17 protein-coding genes and 1 other annotated feature are annotated in these 19,112 nt (G+C 42.8%); of the genes, 16 read left to right on the top strand and 1 reads right to left on the bottom strand.

Annotated elements, in window-relative coordinates; all coding sequences use genetic code 11:
* The first annotated feature begins 15 nt into the window (after positions 1-15).
* The 10 genes from MKY20_RS16370 (at position 16) to MKY20_RS16415 (ending at position 9,137) form a co-directional block, all read left to right on the top strand.
* Positions 16-1,323 (top strand): aromatic ring-hydroxylating dioxygenase subunit alpha, encoded by a 1,308-nt coding sequence (locus MKY20_RS16370; RefSeq protein WP_019381322.1) that lies wholly within the window; start codon positions 16-18, stop codon positions 1,321-1,323.
* 37 nt (positions 1,324-1,360) lie between these two features.
* Positions 1,361-1,870 (top strand): aromatic-ring-hydroxylating dioxygenase subunit beta, encoded by a 510-nt coding sequence (locus MKY20_RS16375; RefSeq protein ID WP_019381323.1) that lies wholly within the window; start codon positions 1,361-1,363, stop codon positions 1,868-1,870.
* Positions 1,871-1,885: 15 nt separating this feature from the next.
* Complete coding sequence (locus tag MKY20_RS16380; RefSeq protein ID WP_009334287.1) at positions 1,886-2,671, top strand: 3-(cis-5,6-dihydroxycyclohexa-1,3-dien-1-yl)propanoate dehydrogenase; 786 nt, start codon at positions 1,886-1,888, stop codon at positions 2,669-2,671.
* A gap of 31 nt (positions 2,672-2,702) precedes the next feature.
* Positions 2,703-3,665 (top strand): VOC family protein, encoded by a 963-nt coding sequence (locus tag MKY20_RS16385; protein ID WP_019381324.1) that lies wholly within the window; start codon positions 2,703-2,705, stop codon positions 3,663-3,665.
* Positions 3,666-3,765: 100 nt separating this feature from the next.
* On the top strand, positions 3,766-4,092 hold the full coding sequence (locus MKY20_RS16390; RefSeq protein WP_019381325.1) for a hypothetical protein: 327 nt from the start codon (positions 3,766-3,768) through the stop codon (positions 4,090-4,092).
* Positions 4,089-4,649 carry a hypothetical protein gene (locus MKY20_RS16395; RefSeq protein ID WP_019381326.1) on the top strand — a complete coding sequence of 187 codons (561 nt, stop codon included), beginning with the start codon at positions 4,089-4,091 and terminating at the stop codon, positions 4,647-4,649. The genes MKY20_RS16390 and MKY20_RS16395 overlap by 4 nt, the downstream gene beginning before the upstream one ends.
* 109 nt (positions 4,650-4,758) lie before the next feature.
* Positions 4,759-5,523, top strand: a complete 765-nt coding sequence (locus MKY20_RS16400; protein WP_192908669.1) for an alpha/beta hydrolase — start codon at positions 4,759-4,761, stop codon at positions 5,521-5,523.
* 121 nt (positions 5,524-5,644) lie between these two features.
* A complete protein-coding gene (locus MKY20_RS16405; RefSeq protein ID WP_033196553.1) occupies positions 5,645-7,261 on the top strand; it encodes an ABC1 kinase family protein in 1,617 nt (538 codons plus the stop codon).
* 111 nt (positions 7,262-7,372) lie between these two features.
* Positions 7,373-8,335: a bile acid:sodium symporter family protein gene (locus MKY20_RS16410; RefSeq protein WP_019381329.1), complete on the top strand. Its 963-nt coding sequence runs from the start codon at positions 7,373-7,375 to the stop codon at positions 8,333-8,335.
* A 349-nt stretch (positions 8,336-8,684) separates the two neighbouring features.
* Positions 8,685-9,137: a S1 domain-containing RNA-binding protein gene (locus tag MKY20_RS16415; RefSeq protein ID WP_009334297.1), complete on the top strand. Its 453-nt coding sequence runs from the start codon at positions 8,685-8,687 to the stop codon at positions 9,135-9,137.
* A 175-nt stretch (positions 9,138-9,312) separates the two neighbouring features.
* Here the strand turns inward: MKY20_RS16415 and MKY20_RS16420 are convergent, their stop codons facing one another.
* On the bottom strand, positions 9,313-10,986 hold the full coding sequence (locus MKY20_RS16420) for a ribonuclease J (RefSeq protein ID WP_258753375.1): 1,674 nt from the start codon (positions 10,984-10,986) through the stop codon (positions 9,313-9,315).
* A gap of 176 nt (positions 10,987-11,162) precedes the next feature.
* Positions 11,163-11,387: a binding site (T-box leader), on the top strand.
* Positions 11,388-11,432: 45 nt separating this feature from the next.
* On the opposite strand from MKY20_RS16420, the gene proB reads away from it, so the two are divergent.
* The 6 genes from proB to pdxA all read left to right on the top strand — a co-directional run bounded on the left by proB (position 11,433) and on the right by pdxA (position 19,069).
* On the top strand, positions 11,433-12,554 hold the full coding sequence (proB, locus tag MKY20_RS16425) for a glutamate 5-kinase (protein WP_251267181.1): 1,122 nt from the start codon (positions 11,433-11,435) through the stop codon (positions 12,552-12,554).
* The gene (locus tag MKY20_RS16430; RefSeq protein ID WP_019381333.1) at positions 12,554-13,786 is read left to right on the top strand and encodes a glutamate-5-semialdehyde dehydrogenase; all 1,233 of its coding nucleotides are present in this window, start codon (positions 12,554-12,556) and stop codon (positions 13,784-13,786) included. The genes proB and MKY20_RS16430 overlap by 1 nt, the downstream gene beginning before the upstream one ends.
* Before the next feature lie 93 nt (positions 13,787-13,879).
* The gene (locus MKY20_RS16435; RefSeq protein WP_019381334.1) at positions 13,880-15,574 is read left to right on the top strand and encodes a sigma-54-dependent Fis family transcriptional regulator; all 1,695 of its coding nucleotides are present in this window, start codon (positions 13,880-13,882) and stop codon (positions 15,572-15,574) included.
* 186 nt (positions 15,575-15,760) lie between these two features.
* Positions 15,761-16,753, top strand: a complete 993-nt coding sequence (locus tag MKY20_RS16440; protein WP_009334303.1) for a 2-keto-3-deoxygluconate permease — start codon at positions 15,761-15,763, stop codon at positions 16,751-16,753.
* Positions 16,754-16,767: 14 nt separating this feature from the next.
* The gene (locus MKY20_RS16445) at positions 16,768-18,075 is read left to right on the top strand and encodes a four-carbon acid sugar kinase family protein (protein WP_341002016.1); all 1,308 of its coding nucleotides are present in this window, start codon (positions 16,768-16,770) and stop codon (positions 18,073-18,075) included.
* Entirely contained in the window at positions 18,062-19,069 is a 1,008-nt protein-coding gene (pdxA, locus tag MKY20_RS16450) for a 4-hydroxythreonine-4-phosphate dehydrogenase PdxA (RefSeq protein WP_192908663.1), read from the top strand. The genes MKY20_RS16445 and pdxA overlap by 14 nt, the downstream gene beginning before the upstream one ends.
* The last annotated feature ends 43 nt before the right edge of the window (positions 19,070-19,112 follow it).

Consider the following 19,112-nt stretch of genomic DNA (forward strand, 5'->3'; position numbering starts at 1 on the left):
AGGGGGAATTTACATATGATTAAAACGACAACTAAGAATTTAGAAGAAATGACCCAAAAAGAAACGATCGGCTACTTGAACGAAACAGTCCAGCCTGAGGCTGGATCCATTCCTGCCTTTATCCTCGCAGATCCTAAGATTTACGATATTGAGCATAAAAAGGTGTTTATGAAAACCTGGCTTTTTATTGGCCATGAATCAGAAATCCCGAATAAAAATGATTATATGTTAAGAGATTTAGCAGGCTACTCCATTATTATTACAAGAGATTCAGAGAATGAAATCCGCGGTTTTTACAATATGTGCACACACCGGGGGATGAAATTATGCCGTGCTGACAAAGGAAATAAATCTTCATTTGTATGTCCTTATCATGGATTTAATTTTAAAAACAATGGTGATCTTATTGGAGTACCTCTGCAGAAGGATATTTATGGTGCTGACCTGGATAAGTCCAAACTGGGACTCCACAAAATAAGGATTGAATCATATAAAGGCCTTGTTTTTGGAACCTGGAATGAAGAAGCTGAGTCTCTATCAGATTTCCTCGGCGATTTCAAATGGTATTTGGATATTTTAGCCGGACGTGCTGAAATGGAAGTCGTCGGCCCTCCGCAAAGGTTTATCATCCATTCAAACTGGAAGGTAGGAGCAGATAACTTTGTCGGCGATTCCTACCACACAATGGTCACTCATGGATCCATTGCAAAATTGGGCATGGTGCCCAGTGCGACATATTCCAAAAAGGGATACCAAATCCACACTATGAACGGGCATGGTTTAAATCTGGGTACTCCTAATCCTGACTTCGCATTCCCTGAAGAGCTAAAATCTGAATATAAATCCAATTTAACAGATGAACAATATGATGTGCTGGCCAATTTGAAAAATATGATCGGAAACATCTTTCCAAACCTGAGCTTCCTCATTTCACATACAAAGGTAAAAGGACAGCTGATTTCGAATACAACCGTTCGGATGTGGAGGCCAATTGGGCCAGATAAAATGGAAGTGATTGCCTGGTTCCTGGTAGAGAAAAATGCTGCAGAGGACTGGAAGAAACGTTCAAGGGATTCTTTCATTTTAACGTTCAGCCCTTCAGGCATTTTTGAGCAGGATGATACAGAAGTTTTTACTGACATCACCGCTGCCGCATCAGGGCCAATGCCTGTTATGAAAGAACTTGTTTACAATTATACGATGGGCATGCACCGGGAACCGGTCAGCGATTTCACCGGTCCGGGTGTTGTCTACGATGATAAGTTTTCTGAAGCAAATCAAAGGAATTTCTATCGCTACTGGCTTGATCTCATAAACGCTTAAGTAAACTGGAACGATGCCTGAAATGGGGGAATACGGAATGAGTTTAGAGAAAATGCTCGCAACCTATGAATTTGAACAATGGCTCTACAGAGAAGCTGAGCTGCTTGATCATATTGATTTTGATGGCTGGTTCAGCCTTATGCATCCATCCCTGATTTATCAAATGCCTGTACGTGTCAATAAGGAAGGCACCGAAAGGCCGGATTATGCGGAAGATATGTTTTCTTTTAATGATGATATAGATTTGCTGAGCCTGAGAGTCGAACGGTTAAAAACGGACTATGCTTGGGCGGAAATTCCTCCTTCCCGCACCCGCCGCTTTGTAAGCAATGTAAAACTGGCAGACTATGTCCCGAATGAAAAAGCATCTGTAAATAGTTATCTTCTAATCTATCGCAGCCGGAGTACAGACATTCATCATGACCTGATCTCAGGAGAGCGCCGTGATGAATTTACATATGAAGATGGCATCTGGAAATTATCAAAGAGGGTTTTCATTGTCGATCAAACAACACTCAATACCAGAAATCTCGCTATTTTTGTTTAAGGAGGAACATTCAGTATGGCACAGCTAAGCGGAAAATCAGTCTATTTGACCGGGGGCGCCTCTGGCATTGGCAAGGCTGTTACAGAGACTTTTATACAGGAAGGAGCCTTTGTAACTGTACTGGATAAATCAGCAGCTGGCCTCGAGCAATTGAAACAGGAATACGGGGATCGTGTTCTATGCATGGAAGGGGACGTCACTGAATACGGGGATCACATTAACGCCGTTCGAGCTGCTGTGGAAGCGGCGGGAAAACTCGATGTGTTCGTGGCCAATGCCGGCGTATTTGACGGATTTGCCAAATTTAGTGAAGTAACACCAGAGGCCATGTCAGATGCCTATGACCTGTTATTTACTATTAATGTTAAAGGCTATTTTAATGGTGCAAAAGCTTCTGCGGAAGAATTGAAAAAAACAAATGGAAATATGATTTTCACGGTTTCCGGAGCCGGCTTTTACCCAGACGGGGGCGGAGTCTGGTATACAGCAAGCAAGCACGCGCAAATCGGCTTAATGCGCCAGCTTGCCTTTGAATTAGCCCCGGACATCAGAGTAAACGCGGTGGCACCAGGCGGCACATTGACGGCACTCAATGTCATAGGCCCGCTTAAGCCGTTTGTGACAGCAGTCGATCCGGATACGAAAGCAAAAAGCATTAAATCCCGAAATCCCCTCCGCATAGCTATGACCAGCGAAGACCATGTTGGAGCGTATCTGCTGCTTGCTTCTGATCAATCCCGAGCCATTACAGGCGAAGTGATTTCCAGTGATGGAGGACTTGCTGTACGGGGATTATCTTAAAGGAGAAGCGTCATTTAGGAGGATTTTTTTTATGGCAGAAAGCAAAACTACTAAAGCGCCATTAGCTGGAAATCAGGAAATAAACCAGCTGGCTTTTGTTGTTCAGGATATTGATGAGGCTTGTGAGGCTTTTTCAAGTTTACTGGGAGTTCCGAAGCCCGAGTGGTTTTTAACAGGTGATCAGGAAGTATCACAGGTAATTTACCGTGGAAACCCTACTGCATCAAGAAGTAAATTAGCATTTCTAAATACACCAACTGTTCAATTTGAACTTATTGAACCAAATGAAGAACCAGGCACGATGCGGGAGTTTTTGGATCGGGCTGGAGAGGGCATACACCATATTGCCTTTGATGTGGAATCCATCAGTGAACGAATGCCGCTTTTTGAAGAGAGCGGGTACTCACAACTGCAAAGTGGAGAATTTACATCAAGTGAAGGCAGATATGTTTATGCTGATACCTTGAGAGACTGCAAGATATTGGTTGAACTCCTGGAAAGCTCTGAGGCAAGAAATACTGCAGCTCCCCCTGATTCACTATGCCCCTTGCTTGGAACAAATAAAGTCGAGCAGCTGGCAATCGTGGTAAAAAATCTGGATTTGGCTGCAGAAGCTTACTGTAAGCTTCTCGGTGCCGATAAGCCACCCATTATACAATCAGGTCCAAGTGAAATGACGCAGGTCATTTTCAGAGGCCGGCCAACAGAAGGTAAATCAAGATATATGTTTATCAATACACCTTTCATTCAAATTGAATTAATCGAACCAGGTGATTCACCAAGTACTTGGCAGGAACATCTGGAGAAATACGGGGAAGGTGTCCATCATATTTCGTTCGTTGTCGATAACCTGAATGAAAAAATCAGATTGCTGGAAGAAATGGGATATCCTGTCATACAAACTGGCAACTTTTTTAATGGGAAAGGCAAATATGCTTATATGGACACAACCTCAACATTCAAAGTGATTATTGAATTACTTGAGAGATATTAAAAAACGGCTGCACATAAAAGTGCAGCCGTTTTTTTTAGGGTGGCATCACCTCCTGTTTAATTGTAAAATAATACTATTCTAGAAATTATTAGGGGGATTTATGTACACTTACCAATCTTTTGTAACAGATGGAACCTTTACATTATTGAGGCCAGTGATTTCTAGTTTCCTATTAATTACTGTGGTTCTATTCGTTCTTGTTTGGCTTCCTAAAGCCTTGCAGGGTTTCTTGAACGGATTTACGGTTATGGCGGTTGCCCTCATTTCAATCATTATATCTGGCCAGGTACTATTTTTTGGAGCCATTCTTGCCGATGAGTTAGGGATGGGAGGAGGAAGCGGATTTTGGATGTTCCTTGTGATTGTCATCCTGGGAACCGTGAGCCCCATTATTTATTTCATGAGACATAGGGAGGCGGGATCGTGACCAGTTCTGAAATTAAGAAACTGAGAGTCAGGCAGCTCCTGCTCTTAAATGGCACCCTCCTATTCTTCTTAAGTGCGACTTACATTTTACAAATATTAATAGATATTACTTTTTCGCAAATGTTTATTTTCCTTGGCACGGTAACTCTGATTCAATCAATTTTAGGATGGGCAAAACGTAATTCCACTAAATCTATTCTTCCTGTTATCGAACAAATTGCCATCTATGAAAAAGAAAAGATGGGCAATGAATGGAGTAAGCAGCGGATTGTGGGGAGTATTTGGACATTGCTTTTTAGCAGCATACTATTTATCAATGCTTACTTCCATTCTGATTCCGGGGAAATTCTGAAAATAGAGCCGATGTTTTTATTTTTTCTTACAATTGCGATTCTAATCATGACCAATATCAGTATGGTCATTCACAGCAGGAAGGTGGATGTTGCTCAATCACCTGCAAACTTCACAGGGTACACACGTAACTCTAATGTAAGGGCTATTATCTTTGGTGCTTGTTACGCCATCCTTATCTTTGTGTTAATACTTTCTTTAGTCTAACCGCTCCATATATGTTTAGAGCGGTCTTTTTTCTTCTTAAATACAAGTTGACAGGTCGGAATAGTTGGTTATATAATGTGAGTAATTAATTCTGAGGGAGGAATAGATTATGAATGAACGTTATCCTGTTTTGGACGGTGCAGAATCATTCTACTATGAAGGCAATGAGATCGGGATTCTGATCACACATGGTTTTCTTGGAACTCCCCAGAGTGTACGGTTTTTGGGGGAGTCATTTGCCAAGCTTGGCTATACCGTCTTTGCTCCAAGGCTTAAAGGCCACGGCACACATTATAAAGATATGGAAAAAACCTCTCATGAGGATTGGTTTGCTGAAGCAGAAAAGGGGTATCAATTTCTAAAAGACAGATGCACATCTGTTTATGCTGCAGGTCAATCAATGGGTGGTGCATTGACCCTTTGGCTGGCAAATAAATATCCCGAAATTGCAGGTATTGTGTTAATAAATGCCGCTCTCCGGGTTCCATGTTATGAATATTTAAAGGGGAAAACAAATCCCAGATACCTTGATGAAGGTGCACCAGATATTAAAAAAGAGGATGTAGAGGAAATTACGTACGGGAAAGTTCCGGTTCCCTCCATCTTCGAATTGCAGAAAATCATGGAAAGAACACCAGACTTATTACCTTCCATTAAAACACCTGTATTAGGCTTTAAGTCGGTAGAAGATCATGTGGTGCCTGCAGAGTGTACAGATTTTATTTTGGAGAAGATTGGCTCCGTGAAAAAGAAAGCTATATCGCTCTATAACTCCTATCATGTGGCATCCATGGACAATGATAAAGAAAAGATTGTTAACATAACTCATCAGTATATTCAGCAGAATCAAGCAGGCAGCTTGTCCTTTGTGTAAGGACGGGCTGTTTTTTATGTCATGAAACCTTTTAAACATGATACCGTATAAAAAGAAAAGGGTATTCAGCCTGTAATACAGAATAAGACAGTATATTTTTCTAGGGAAGAAGATGATGGAAATGAAGGCGAGAAGTAAATTGCTCCGTATGTACAAATTGCTTTCTATGGCACTTCGCATTATATTTCAAATTTACTGGTATAAATGGACCCGCAAATCAGAAGCAGAATGGGAAAAATTATGGTCTGGCATCGGGAAAAGATTCCGGACAACACTTTTTGAATTGGAAGGGCTGCTGATTAAGATTGGTCAGTTCATCAGCATTCGTTCTGATTTGCTTCCAAAAGCTTTCATCCAGGAGCTGCAAGACCTGACCGATAAGGTACCGCCATCGGAATGGAGTGAAATCCAGAGGATTTTAAACGAAGAGTGGGGGAGCGAGCTCTCTAAAAAGGTGGTGGCGATTGAAAAAGAAGCCATTGCATCAGCATCGATTGGGGAGGTATATAAAGGCGCTCTCCAGGACGGCTCAATTGTCGCCATTAAAGTACAGCGTCCTGATATTCAATCCATCGTACATACCGACTTCCGGACCCTAAGTATTCTTGTCTGGTTTGCTGATCGGTTTGTCCCTATTCCTAAGGGATTCCTTAATTTAAAGGTCCTATTTCAGGAGCTAAAGCAGGTTATTGAGCGGGAGCTTGACTTTACAAAGGAAAAGGATACCCTGCTTTATTTTAAGGAGCGATTTAAAGATAATGAGTTGGTTAAAATTCCCCGCGTGCATCAGGAGCTTTGCACTTCAAAAGTGCTTGTCATGGAATGGGTGGAGGGAAAAAGACTCAATGATTCAGCAGCGGTTGAAAAGCTTGAGATATCCCGTCACGATCTGGCACGCCGTTTGATGAAGATCTTCCTGCCGCAATGGCTGGAACCTGGGATGTTTCATGCCGATCCCCATCCAGGAAATGTGCTGTTTACAAGGGAGGGGAGGATCATTCTTCTTGATTTCGGCATGGCCGGGGAAATTTCAAAAAAAGATGCAGTCTCTTTTCAGAATTTAATTGAATCCATTCTCGCTAAAAACTACAGTAAAGCAGTCGAATGTCTGTCACAGCTGGGATTTTTGCTGCCGGAAGCTAATGCGGGAACAATGGAGAAGCTGCTGTCAGAATGGATGGCATTTGACCTTTCTCAGGTAAAAGATATGGATCTAGTGGCTCTTAAGCTTGAACTAAATGATATGATTGCTGCTCTTCCGATCCAGGTGCCAACCCGCTTTGTTTTTCTGGGCAGGTCATTTATGACAATAGAAGGGATTGTTCGCCATCTGGCACCAGAAGATGATCTTCTTGACCTTGGCAAACCAGTTTTTACAGAGTGGTTAAGCTCACAGGGGAATAAATGGTCATTCATTTGGAGCATTATTCAATCCCAGCCGCTCTTTAAAATTTTTCATTCAGCAGTGGAATTCCTGGAAACACCGCGTAAATTGGAAAAAATGAAAGAGGCCGGGCAAAGAAGGGATTTTCAGTTTACGATCTATGAAAATCGAAAAAAACAGCTTTTTCAGCTATTCATGCTAGGTTTAACTGGGTCTGGCTTTGGCATTTATTTAGAAGAAATGCTGATCATGCAATTATCCGCAGGCATCGCAGCCATTGCGCTTGCAGGGTTTGGAGTAAACAGTTGGAGGCTGGGAAAATGGCTGAAATATATGCCGGAAAAACGGAGATAATCAAAAGAGCCGAGTTTTGGCTCTTTTTTACTATTTTGATATATAACCCGCCAGATTATGATAAAATAATTAGTTAGGTAAACAATTATTCGGAAAAGGAGAGTACTCAGTGTGCTAATTCAAATCAATAAACAACTGGAGAAAATGATGCCATTGATTACTCCAATAAGCGTGGTTCTAGGTGTTATGCTCGCTGGTTATATTAAGGATTTTGCTTTTATCATCCCTTGGGTTTTTGCGTTTATGACGTTTTCAGGCAGTCTGAACTCCAGTTTTAGCAGTTTAAAAGAAATCCTTCATCATCCAAAGCCGCTTTTCCTCATATTGTTTCTGCTTCATATTTTGATGCCTCTCTTTGCATGGAGCACAGGTAAACTTGCGTTTGGTGATGATTCATTAACTATTACCGGGCTGGTATTGGCTATGGCCATTCCGACCGGCATATCGAGCTTCATCTGGGTTTCCATTTATCGCGGCAATATTCCGCTGACATTGTCCATCATTCTGGTAGATACCTTTTTGTCACCATTTATTGTTCCGCTGACATTGTCGATATTTTTCCAGAAATCTGTACAGATCGATGTTGTGCCGATGATGGCTGGATTATTCGGCATGATTGTTCTGCCTTCTTTTCTTGGTATGCTCTTCAATCAATTTGCAGGAAAAAGCGCTGCAGCCTTGAGCAGCCGGCTCTCTCCTTTTTCTAAGCTAGGAATGGCCATTGTGGTCATGCTGAATGGAGCTGTCGTCGCCCCGTATCTGAAGGAGGTAAATCTTAAATTGGTCCTCATCGGGCTTGCTGTATTTTGTGTGGCGTTTATGGGCTATCTTATCTCTTTCATCATCGCTAATTTACTGAAATACGATCAGGGCACAACTGTGGCCGTTACGTTTAATGGCGGGATGAGGAATATCAGCGTTGGCTCCGTCCTGGCAGTTACTTATTTTCCTGCTCCTGTTGCTGTTCCTGTGGTCATCGGTATGCTCTTTCAGCAGGTATTGGCGTCCCTGTATGGGATTATAATGAAGCGTCATTTCAGCAGGAAGGTTCTTCAGGAAGGTCATACTGTGTAAGGTTTAAGCTCCTGTTTCAGGAGCTTTTTTTGTTTGCCAATATATCATAAAAATAAATTTTTAATTAAATCATCCTTCCGCACATAAAAAAGCGTTATGCGCACATAAAATTTTTATCTGCACATAAAAATATTTTTCAATATAAAAGTGTGCCATCTGCATACAAAATTGGCTGAAATAATGGCCCAACAAGCAATTAAATATATAAATTTTACTAAATTTGAACAAAAAATATGATTTATCCCGAATTTTAACGGGTAGAATATCGTAGGGATATCGCCGGCATTGAAATTATCTTTAAAAAAAGTTATAATAAGACGTTGTTAACACTACCGAGGGGGAAGTTTTTTTGTCAATCGAAATTGGAAGTAAGGTACAAGGAAAAGTAACAGGTATTACAAATTTCGGAGCTTTTGTCGAACTGCCAGGCGGTACGACAGGTCTTGTTCACATTAGTGAGGTAGCGGACAGCTATGTTAAAGATGTGAATGAGCATTTAAAAGTTGGCGATGAGGTAACTGTTAAAGTGCTTAGCGAGAAGGAAGGCAAAATTGCCCTTTCCATCAAAAAAGCAGTGGACAGACCTGAAGGCCAATCTTCTTATTCTCAGCGCCCGCCGCGCCAGGGAAGAGATGATCGCCGCGGCGGTTCCAGAGATTTCCGTTCTAAAGGAAACTTTAAGCCGAAGGAAAGCTTTGAAGACAAAATGGCAAAATTCTTAAAATCGAGTGAAGAAAATATTTCTTCATTAAAGCGCAATACTGAAGGAAAGCGGGGCGGCCGAGGCGGACGCCGCGGTTAAGCAGCCCTTTAGATAGAGTGAAGCTTCAATCAGCGGGTGGTTTCCCAACTGATTGTTAGTTGAACCAATCTGGCCTATATGCTCAGTTAGACCTGAACCTCTGGATCAAAGGGTGGGGCTTACTGAGCATTAGACTGCGATAAAGGCAAGCCGTTTTAGGCTTGCCTCTTTTCGCTTATATTTCAATTATAATCGGCAGGATCATTGGTTTGCGCTTTGTTTTTTCAAATAAATACTGCCCAAGTGATTTCTTAATGCTCTGCTTGATGACATTCCACTGGCTTTTATCCTGTTCTGGAAGATCATTGACGGTTTTCTCCGCAATCCGATTTATTTCTCTCAGCAAATCTTCGGATTCCCGTGCGTAGACGAAACCTCGGGATATCGTATCAGGTCTTGATATCATTTTGCGCTCATTCTTGCTCATGGTCAGTACGATCACAATCATCCCATCCTCGGACAGCTGCTTTCTGTCCCGGAGCACGATGCTGCCAATGTCACCAACCCCCACTCCATCAACATAAGTATCTCCGGCAGGTACCCGCCTGGTCTGGCGTGCTTCTCCGTTCTCGATATCAACGACATCCCCATTTTTAATGATAAATGTATGCCCAGTTTCAACACCGATGGATTCAGCAAGCAATTTATGATGGTGAAGCATTCTATATTCACCGTGAATCGGGATAAAATATTTCGGCTTCATCAATGTGAGCATAAGCTTTAAATCCTCCTGATAGCCGTGGCCGGACACATGCATCCCTGTTGAGCTTCCTGAACCGTATATCACCCGGGCTCCCAGCTTGAACAGGTTGTCGATAATCTTAGAGACATCGCGTTCGTTCCCCGGGATTGGGGATGCTGCAAGAATCACGGTATCCTCAGGATGAATCTCTGCATCACGATAATTTCCGGCAGAGAGCCGTGAAAGGGCAGCCATCGGTTCACCCTGGCTGCCGGTACATAATATGCACACCTTTTCAGGAGCCAGATTCATCGCTTCTCTTGGATTCACAATCATACCCTCAGGAACTGTCAGGTAACCGCGTTCAATAGCTACATCCACGACATTTACCATACTCCTTCCAAGCAGGACCAGCTTTCGGTTTGTTCTAATCGCAGCGGCCACAACCTGCTGAACACGGCTCACATTGGAAGCGAAAGTTGAGATGATGATCTTGCGTGGTGCTTTCATAAATGCTTCCTCAATGTTTTCCCCGACAATATGTTCAGTTGGCGAAAAGCCAGACCGCTCAGCGTTTGTGCTTTCTGATAGCAGGGCCAGCACTCCACTGCGGCCAATTTCAGCCATCCTATGGATATCAGCATGCTCCTGATTTACAGGGGTTAAGTCAAATTTAAAATCGCCGGTATGGACAACATTGCCCTCTGGCGTCTTGAAAACAATGCCCAGACAGTCGGGGATGCTATGATTCACCTTGAAAAAGCTAACGCCTATTTTACCGAAATCTAGGCTAGAGTCAGAATCTATGGTTATAAGCTCTGAATCACCCATCAGGCGATGCTCCGTTAATTTTAATTCAATCAGCCCAAGCGTAAATCGGGTCGCATAAACCGGCATATTGATCTTTTTGAGAAGATAGGCAACTCCGCCAATATGATCCTCATGTCCATGAGTGACAATCAGCCCGCGGATTTTATCCCGGTTTTCCTCAAGGTATGTGATGTCCGGAATGATCAAATCGATCCCCAATAATGTCTCGTCAGGGAATTTCCCTCCGGCATCAATCACGACAATATCGTCATCATATTGGATCACATACATGTTTTTTCCAATTTCATTGATGCCGCCCAGAGAAAATATGGATAGTTGCTTTCCGTTTGACTCCATATGTAAATCCTCCCACTAGTCATTTTTTATTAGCATTCCCGAATGTGCCTGCTTTATCATACTGTATTGCACACAGTTAGAAAGTTTGTCTGGGGATTTTAATCCTTTAAATCAGCGAATTAATTATTGACATAAAATACCGAAGGATGCATAATAATTCTAATTATAAGAAGAATTCAACAGCCATGACAGGGAACCAGTAAGTAGAACTCAGGCTAAAAGAGAGCAGGATTCACCGGCTGAAAGATCCTGCAGCCTGCAAAGCTATTGAACCTAGCCCTTGAGCTGCCAGGCAAACCTGGCCGAATTTCCTGCGTTAAAGGATTTTCAAAGCGGGCACTTGCTGTGTGAAGTGCCAATGAAGGTGGTACCGCGAAAGACAAAGCTCTTCCGTCCTTTTTAAAGGGATGGGAGGGCTTTTTTTATTTGATTGGATGGTGGATAGCGTGAAAAGGAAACGAATTGTCGTCAAAATAGGAAGCAGTTCACTGACAAATACAAATGGAGGACTTTGCATCGAAAAACTTGAGGAGCATGTAGCTGCACTTTCCCGTTTAAAACAGCTTGGCCATGATGTCATCCTGATTTCATCTGGGGCAGTAGCAGCAGGTTTTGCTGATTTGGGCTATCCTTCCCGGCCTGTGACCATCGCCGGAAAACAGGCGGCTGCTGCAGTCGGGCAAGGGCTGCTGATGCAGGGATATACCGAAGAGTGTAAGAAGCATGGGATTGTAGCTGCACAGCTGCTGCTCACACGGCAGAACTTCCTGCACAAAGAGCAATATCAAAATGCACATGCAACTTTAGCGGAGCTTTTAAAGCGAAATATTCTCCCGATCATTAATGAAAACGATTCGGTGTCGGTGGAGGAGCTGGCATTTGGCGATAATGATATGCTTTCTGCTCTCGTAAGCGGACTTGTTCAAGCACAGCATTTAATCATTCTGACAGATATCAACGGCATTTATGATTCAAATCCGAGGACAACCCCCAATGCGAAAAAATATCATTTTATCACAGAAATCACAAAAGAAATGGTGAAAGCTGCTTCTGGTTCGGGCTCCAAGGTAGGGACCGGCGGTATGGTGACAAAGCTGGAGGCGGCACGGACAGCGCTGGCGCTGGGAGTGCAGGTGTTTATTGGAGTTGGCTGCGGACGGGAAAAATTAGTCGATATCCTCAATGGAAAAGGGAACGGCACCTATGTTGGCAACAGTTCAAAGGCGAGCGTTAGGACATCCAAACAGTGGCTGGCTCTGCATTCAGTACCTAATGGGAAAATTGAAGTGGACCAGGGTGCGGCACACGCGATGTTATCGCAAGGAAAAAGCCTTCTGCCTGCTGGGGTTACGAACATAACCGGGCACTTTCTGGTAAATGATGTGGTTGAAGTTGTAGGGCCAAAAGGAGTCATTATCGGCAAAGGCCAGGTTAATTTTTCATCTGAAGAATTGAGCGAAATCAAAGGCCTGCCAAGCTCTGAAGCCATGGTGATCGCCAACAGTGATCGCAGTGTGGTCATTCATCGTGATCATTGGGTAAGCCAAAAAAGAAGGGAGACGAGATAATGGAATTGATTCAAAAAGGGGAAAAAGCAAGGATAGCTGCGGGGAAGATGGCGAAAATGTCGACGGACCAAAAGAACCAGGCATTGGCATTAATTGCAAAACAGCTAATGGCTGAGAAGCACTTTATTTTAGCCGAAAATGAAAAAGACCTTGCTGCGGGAAAAAACAACAGAATGAATGAATCATTGCTCGACCGGCTTCGGCTTAATGAAGCCCGCCTTCAGGATATGGCGGACGCATTAATCCAGCTTACTCACCTGGACGATCCGGTTGGGGAGGTTTTATCCTCATGGGAACGTCCGAACGGACTCGCCATTACACAAGTAAGGGTCCCGCTTGGCGTTGTCGGCATGATATATGAAGCGCGTCCAAATGTCACGGTCGATGCATCCAGCTTATGTTTGAAGACTGGGAATGCTGTTATGCTGCGCGGAAGTTCTACTGCTATACATTCGAATAAAGCAATTGTGAAAGTGATTCATCATGCATTGGAAAAGAGCGACTTGCCTTCTGATGCTGTGCAGCTTATTGAGGATACGAGCCGGGAAACCGCTTCGGGGATGTTTAAACTGAACGAATACCTGGATGTCCTGATTCCGCGGGGAGGGGCAAAGCTTATTAAGACAGTAGTTGAAAATTCTACAGTCCCTGTACTTGAGACAGGTGCAGGCAATTGTCATGTCTATATTGATGAAAGTGCTGATAAGGAAATGGCGATAAACATTGCCATCAATGCGAAAACACAGCGTCCTTCCGTTTGCAATGCATGTGAAACGATCATTGTGCACAGAGAGTGGGGGGGCCTGAATGATCTTGTGCTTGCTCTGGAGGAAAAAGGGGTTACCATTCACGGCGATGAAGGTGTATGCGGAGAAAAGATCATTCCGGCTGTGGAAGAAGATTGGGCCACAGAATATTTAGGCTTGGAAGTCGCGTTGAAAGTGGCGGAAAGCGTGGATGAGGCAATCGTTCATATTAACCGCTACGGCACTAAACATTCTGAGGCAATTGTTTCTTCAAACCCAGATAATGTGGAAAAATTCCTGAATGAAGTCGATGCAGCGGCAGTTTACCATAATGCATCCACACGCTTCACAGATGGATTCGAGTTTGGGTTCGGCGCTGAAATCGGGATCAGCACACAAAAGCTCCATGCCCGCGGTCCGATGGGACTGCCGGCTCTGACTTCGACAAAATATATTTTGAAAGGGGATGGGCAGATAAAAAAATAAGCTGCCATTCCTTTTAATAAGAACGAATGAGCCATTTTCCTATTTATTGGTGTCGTTTAGAAATGAATGGTAAGATACATTTAGGTGAATGTGATGAAAATAAAGACATTATTTATTGCCCCTTATCCTGCTATGCTTCCATTAATTAAGGAATGCAGGAAAGAGGAAAAAGATTTGGACATTAAAATAGCAACTGGAAACTTGGGGCAGGCACTCCCGCATGTGAAAAATGCCGAATCTGAAGGCATTGATATGATCATCAGCAGGGGTGGAACAGCAAAGCTGGTCCAACAGGAAACAAATATCCCTGTTATTGATATTCAGGTATCCGGGTACGATATGCTTCGGGTGTTAACCCTTGCCAATGATTTTCCAGGGAAGAAAGCGATTGTCGGCTTTTCCAACATAACGCTTGGCGCCAAAACGATTACTGACATATTGGATATTGGTATAGAGGTTTTTACGATTCAAAAGGAAGAGGAAGTAGAAGCCCTTGTTCATGAATTAAGGTCCAAGGGTTTTGAATTGATCATGGGGGATGTTGTAACTGTTGAGGCTGCTGCTAAAGCAGGGCTCGAGGGAATCCTGATACAATCCGGACGTGAAGCCATCTTTGATGCGTTTCAAAAAGCGAAATCCCTGTATGATTCGTTTCGCAGAAAACAGCAGGAAAACGACCTGCTCAGGGCAATTATTAAGGAGAATACTGACAATATAATCCTTTTTAACCGTAATGCTGAATGTGTATTTGAACAATGGAATACTTTTTCTTCCCCTCCCATACTCTTGAGTGATTTACAGAGTCTTGTACACCGGAAGGGAAATGCAGAATCCGTTGTAATGATTGAAGGTATAAAGGGAGATATGCTTAAAGTTCAGGTTTCAAGCCTTGAAATTGCCGGTGAAACTTATACTCAATTTATTATTAAAGAGCTTAATGATATAAAGAGTTCCTCAGAAAATCTTAACGTGGAATCAGTATCTCAGCTGCCGATGATCATCCATGAAAGTGAAGCAATGAAAGATTGTCTGGCTGCCATATCTGCAGGAAAAAACCGAAATCTATGGCTTTTAATTGGTGCTGCAGGCACTGGAAAAGGATTATTAGCACGCTATATCCATTACTTAAAGCACCAGGGGGCCGGTTTGTTTCTTTCTATACATGCAAAGGAAGCAAGAAGAGGCTTAAATCCCTTTGATGACGACATCCGATCCATATATATTTATGACGCTGAGGACATTTCTGCAGAAGAGAAATCCCGGTTGCTCAACCAGTGTCAGAAATGGGCAGAATCGGGGAAAGAAGTGATCCTCTCTCTATCCAGTGAAATTCAAGAGTTGTACTCACTTCTTTTTAAAGAAGAAACAGTTCGCATCTATATCCCCTCTCTGTTAGAACGCAAGGATGATATAAGAGCTTTAACAGCATACTTTATTGCACATTTTCATCAGCAATATGGAACATCCGCAGTAAAAATAAGGGAGGATGCGATGGAGCTGCTGGAGCGTTATAACTGGCCTGGCAATACCGCTGAGCTGAAAGCATTCCTTTTTGATGTCTTGGCAGCTGAGAAAGGCTATATCATCAGTAAAGAAACGGTTTCAAGACAGCTGAATCGGAAGCAGCGTCCTGTCCAAATTGAAGATAGTCTGTTAACCGGAACACTCGATCAAATTGAAAAACGAATTATCGAAGCAGTTATGAAGGAAGAAAACCAAAACCAAACAAAGGTGTCAAAACGGTTAGGTATTAATCGGTCGACATTGTGGAGGAAGCTGAAGGAGTAATATTCAGCTTCTTTTTTTGTTTTATTATATGTTTAAAAATGCAACACAAAATAAAAAACTAGAAAATACCAAACTATTTTTCTGTAAAATGTGTTGAATTTTGCATTGAAAGCGTTTAATATGAAACTGTAATCGTTTTCACTAATTGTTTAAAATTGAAACAGATATAAAGGGGATGTTAAAATTATGAAGATCAAAGCAACTCTTGAGCGTATTCCAGGCGGGATGATGGTAGTTCCGTTGCTAATTGCAGCAGTGCTTAACACTTTTGCACCTGATTTGCTCCGTATCGGGAATTTTACTGAAGCATTGTTTGTTGACGGTGCATCAGCTTTAATCGCTTTATTCCTATTATGTACAGGTGCTCAAATTAATGTAAAATCATTTGGTGTTTCAATTGGGAAAGGGGCTACCCTTTTAGCAACGAAGTGGGTAGTTGGTGCGGCATTCGGGTTAATCGCTTACATGTTTGCAGGTGAAAATGGCCTTTGGCTGGGTTTGGCTCCAATTGCGATTATTGCAGCTATGACAAACAGTAATGGCGGCCTATTCGTCGCACTTGTTGGCCAGTATGGAAGCAAGGAAGACCGTGCAGCTTATTCATTGCTGGCTCTAAATGACGGTCCGTTTTTAACGATGGTTGCCTTATCTATCTTTGGAGCAATGGGCTTTGTTGATGGAATGTTCTCATTGCAATCATTCATTGCCGTACTGCTTCCAATCCTCGTAGGTATGGTATTAGGGAATTTAGACGAAGAAATGCGTGCATTCCTTGATAATGGCAGCTCCATGCTCATTCCATTTTTCGCTTTCGCCCTTGGAATGGGAATTGACTTCAGTGCTATTGTAGACGGTGGTCTATCAGGTATTATCCTTGGCCTGTTAACAGTATTCGTAACGGGTACAGCTGGATATTTAGTGTTTAAAGCGTTTAAGTGGAATCCAATTGTAGGAGCTGCTGAAGGCTCAACTGCCGGTAATGCTGTAGCAACACCTGCTGCCATTGCAGCAGCAAGTGCAGGGTTTGCACAGTATGCTGAATTGGCTACAGTTCAGGTTGCGGCATCTACAGTGACAACCGCAATCCTGCTTCCGCTGTATATAGCGTTTTTGGTTAAGCGTCTAGAGAGAAAAGGATATGAGTTTAAAGAAGGAAACCTGACGAAAGTTAACGGCTAAAGGATGTGGTTCTTGTGTTTGAAAAATTTGGCATTATTGCGGATGATTTGACTGGTGCTAATGATTCAGGAGTGCAGCTGGCGAAAAAAGGGCTGACTGCCACTGTTATGATGGATTATACCGGGAAAAACATTCAATCTGACCCTGATGTCTTAATTGTTGATACTGATAGCCGTGCAAAAACACAAGAAGAAGCATATGAAGCAGTGGAAAAAGCTGCTTCTCTTCTTTTTGAAAAAGGCTATGCTCATGTCTATAAAAAAGTAGATTCAACTTTAAGAGGAAATATAGCAGCTGAACTGGCAGCGCTTGAAGAGGTATATCGCCCGGAAATCATTGTTATTGCCCCTGCTTTTCCAAAAATGAATCGTACAACGGTATCTGGACATCATTATGTAAATGGTAAACTGATTACAGAAACAGAGTTTGGAAGGGATCCAAAGACACCTGTAACGGAAAGCTTTCTTCCTCGCATGTTAAATAAGAATGCAGGAAAAGATATTGCATTGCTTGATCTGGAATTGATCCGGGGAGAGAAAGCAGATTTTCTTGAATTCATTGAAAGAGCTGTTGCGGCGGGGAAAACCTGGATTGTTTGCGACAGTGAAAGGGAAGAGGATCTGCAGGTAATTGCCGAGAGTTTCACAAGCGTTCAGAAAAAAACGATTTGGACTGGCTCTGGTGCTCTAGTTGAATATTTACCCGATGCTCTAAAGCTTAGATCTCATCATGAAAATGATCATGAGGAGAATAACATCAGGAAAACACTCACAGTTTCAGGGAGTCTGTCACAGGTTACAAAAAAACAGCTTACCCGGATTAGAGAACTTGATCAATCTTATTTTGCAGAAATCAATCCTGTCCAATTGGTTAATCAGACAGTGGATCTTGAAGAAGTCATTGAAGAAATTGGACAAAACCAGGATAATAGCCATTTTGTTGTTTATGTGGATTCTTCAGATCAGAACCGGGATGCAGCCCGTATAGCGGGAGAAGCAATAGGATTATCAGGAAAGCAGATTGGTGAAAGGATTGCCATGGGACTGGGGCAAATTGCAAACAGACTTGTAAATAAGTTCCCGGAACTCGACGGCTTGATTTTAACAGGCGGAGACATTGCAAAAGCTGCTTGTTCAGAATTGGGTATTCAGGAAATGGAGCTCCATACAGAAATAGAACCGGGTCTCCCTTTTGGCCGATTGCGCAGCAAAGAAAGAAGCTATTGGGCTGTTACAAAAGCAGGGGGATTCGGAAATGAGCAATCCCTGGCTAACGCAATACATTATATGACAAGAAAGGTTGAGTGCAATGAGTCAAACTAAACCAGTAGTAGGCATTACAATGGGGGATGCAGCGGGTGTAGGGCCGGAAATTATTTTAAAAAGCCTGGCAGAGGCTGAAATGTATGAAATAAGCAACCCGCTTGTCATTGGTGATAGAAAAATTTTAGAACGGGCCAAATCATTTGTTGACAGCGGGCTTATTATTGAAACAGTAACGGCAGAGCAGATAAGCGAGATCCCTTATAAGCATGGAGTAGTACATTGCCTTGATTTGGACCTGTTGCCGGAAGACCTTCCCATTGGCCAGGTATCTCCTGAAGCTGGAGACGCAGCATTTCAATATTTGGCTAAAGCGATCGAAATGGCAAAAGAAAATCGAATTGATGCGATCTGCACTGCACCTTTAAACAAGGAAGCCTTGCAAAAGGGCGGCCATATGTATCCAGGCCATACAGAAATTTTAGCGGATTTGACCGATACAAAAGATTATTCCATGATGCTATCTGCACCAAACTTAAGGGTTATTCATGTGACAACACATGTCGGAATTATTGATGCAGTTAAAATGATCAATCCTGAAAGAGTGTACCACGTGCTGAAGCTAGCCCATGACACATTGAAAAAAGCAGGCATTGAATCACCTAAAATTGCTGTTTGCGGAATCAATCCTCATGCAGGCGAAAATGGATTATTCGGGTATGGCGAAGAGGAAGAAAAAGTCATTCCTGGAGTGGAAAAAGCACAGGCAGAGGGGATTAATGCTGTAGGGCCGCTGCCGGCTGACACATTATTTTTCAGAGCTGTCCGCGGCGATTTTGACATTGTCGTAGCCATGTATCATGATCAGGGTCATGGGCCAGTTAAAGTATTAGGGCTGGATGCCGGGGTTAATATTACCGTCGGCCTTCCCATCATTCGTACAAGCGTTGATCATGGTACAGCCTTCGATATTGCCGGAAAAGGCATAGCTGACGAGAAAAGCTTAATGGAAGCCATGCGTCAGGCAGTAGAGCTTGCACCAAAGAAAAAATAGCCGGATTTTAACCTGCTCGGGCCCCCGGGCGGGTTTTTTTATA

Source organism: Cytobacillus sp. FSL W8-0315 (assembly GCF_038002905.1).
Taxonomy (GTDB): Bacteria; Bacillota; Bacilli; order Bacillales; family Cytobacillaceae; genus Cytobacillus; species Cytobacillus pseudoceanisediminis.

Coding starts and splice junctions, on each gene's coding strand:
- MKY20_RS16370 (WP_019381322.1), top strand. CDS start 16: ATGATTAAAACGACAACTAAGAATTTAGAAGAAATGACCCAAAAAGAA.
- MKY20_RS16375 (WP_019381323.1), top strand. CDS start 1,361: ATGAGTTTAGAGAAAATGCTCGCAACCTATGAATTTGAACAATGGCTC.
- MKY20_RS16380 (WP_009334287.1), top strand. CDS start 1,886: ATGGCACAGCTAAGCGGAAAATCAGTCTATTTGACCGGGGGCGCCTCT.
- MKY20_RS16385 (WP_019381324.1), top strand. CDS start 2,703: ATGGCAGAAAGCAAAACTACTAAAGCGCCATTAGCTGGAAATCAGGAA.
- MKY20_RS16390 (WP_019381325.1), top strand. CDS start 3,766: ATGTACACTTACCAATCTTTTGTAACAGATGGAACCTTTACATTATTG.
- MKY20_RS16400 (WP_192908669.1), top strand. CDS start 4,759: ATGAATGAACGTTATCCTGTTTTGGACGGTGCAGAATCATTCTACTAT.
- MKY20_RS16405 (WP_033196553.1), top strand. CDS start 5,645: ATGAAGGCGAGAAGTAAATTGCTCCGTATGTACAAATTGCTTTCTATG.
- MKY20_RS16420 (WP_258753375.1), bottom strand. CDS start 10,986: ATGGAGTCAAACGGAAAGCAACTATCCATATTTTCTCTGGGCGGCATC.
- MKY20_RS16430 (WP_019381333.1), top strand. CDS start 12,554: ATGGAATTGATTCAAAAAGGGGAAAAAGCAAGGATAGCTGCGGGGAAG.
- MKY20_RS16435 (WP_019381334.1), top strand. CDS start 13,880: ATGAAAATAAAGACATTATTTATTGCCCCTTATCCTGCTATGCTTCCA.
- MKY20_RS16440 (WP_009334303.1), top strand. CDS start 15,761: ATGAAGATCAAAGCAACTCTTGAGCGTATTCCAGGCGGGATGATGGTA.
- pdxA (WP_192908663.1), top strand. CDS start 18,062: ATGAGTCAAACTAAACCAGTAGTAGGCATTACAATGGGGGATGCAGCG.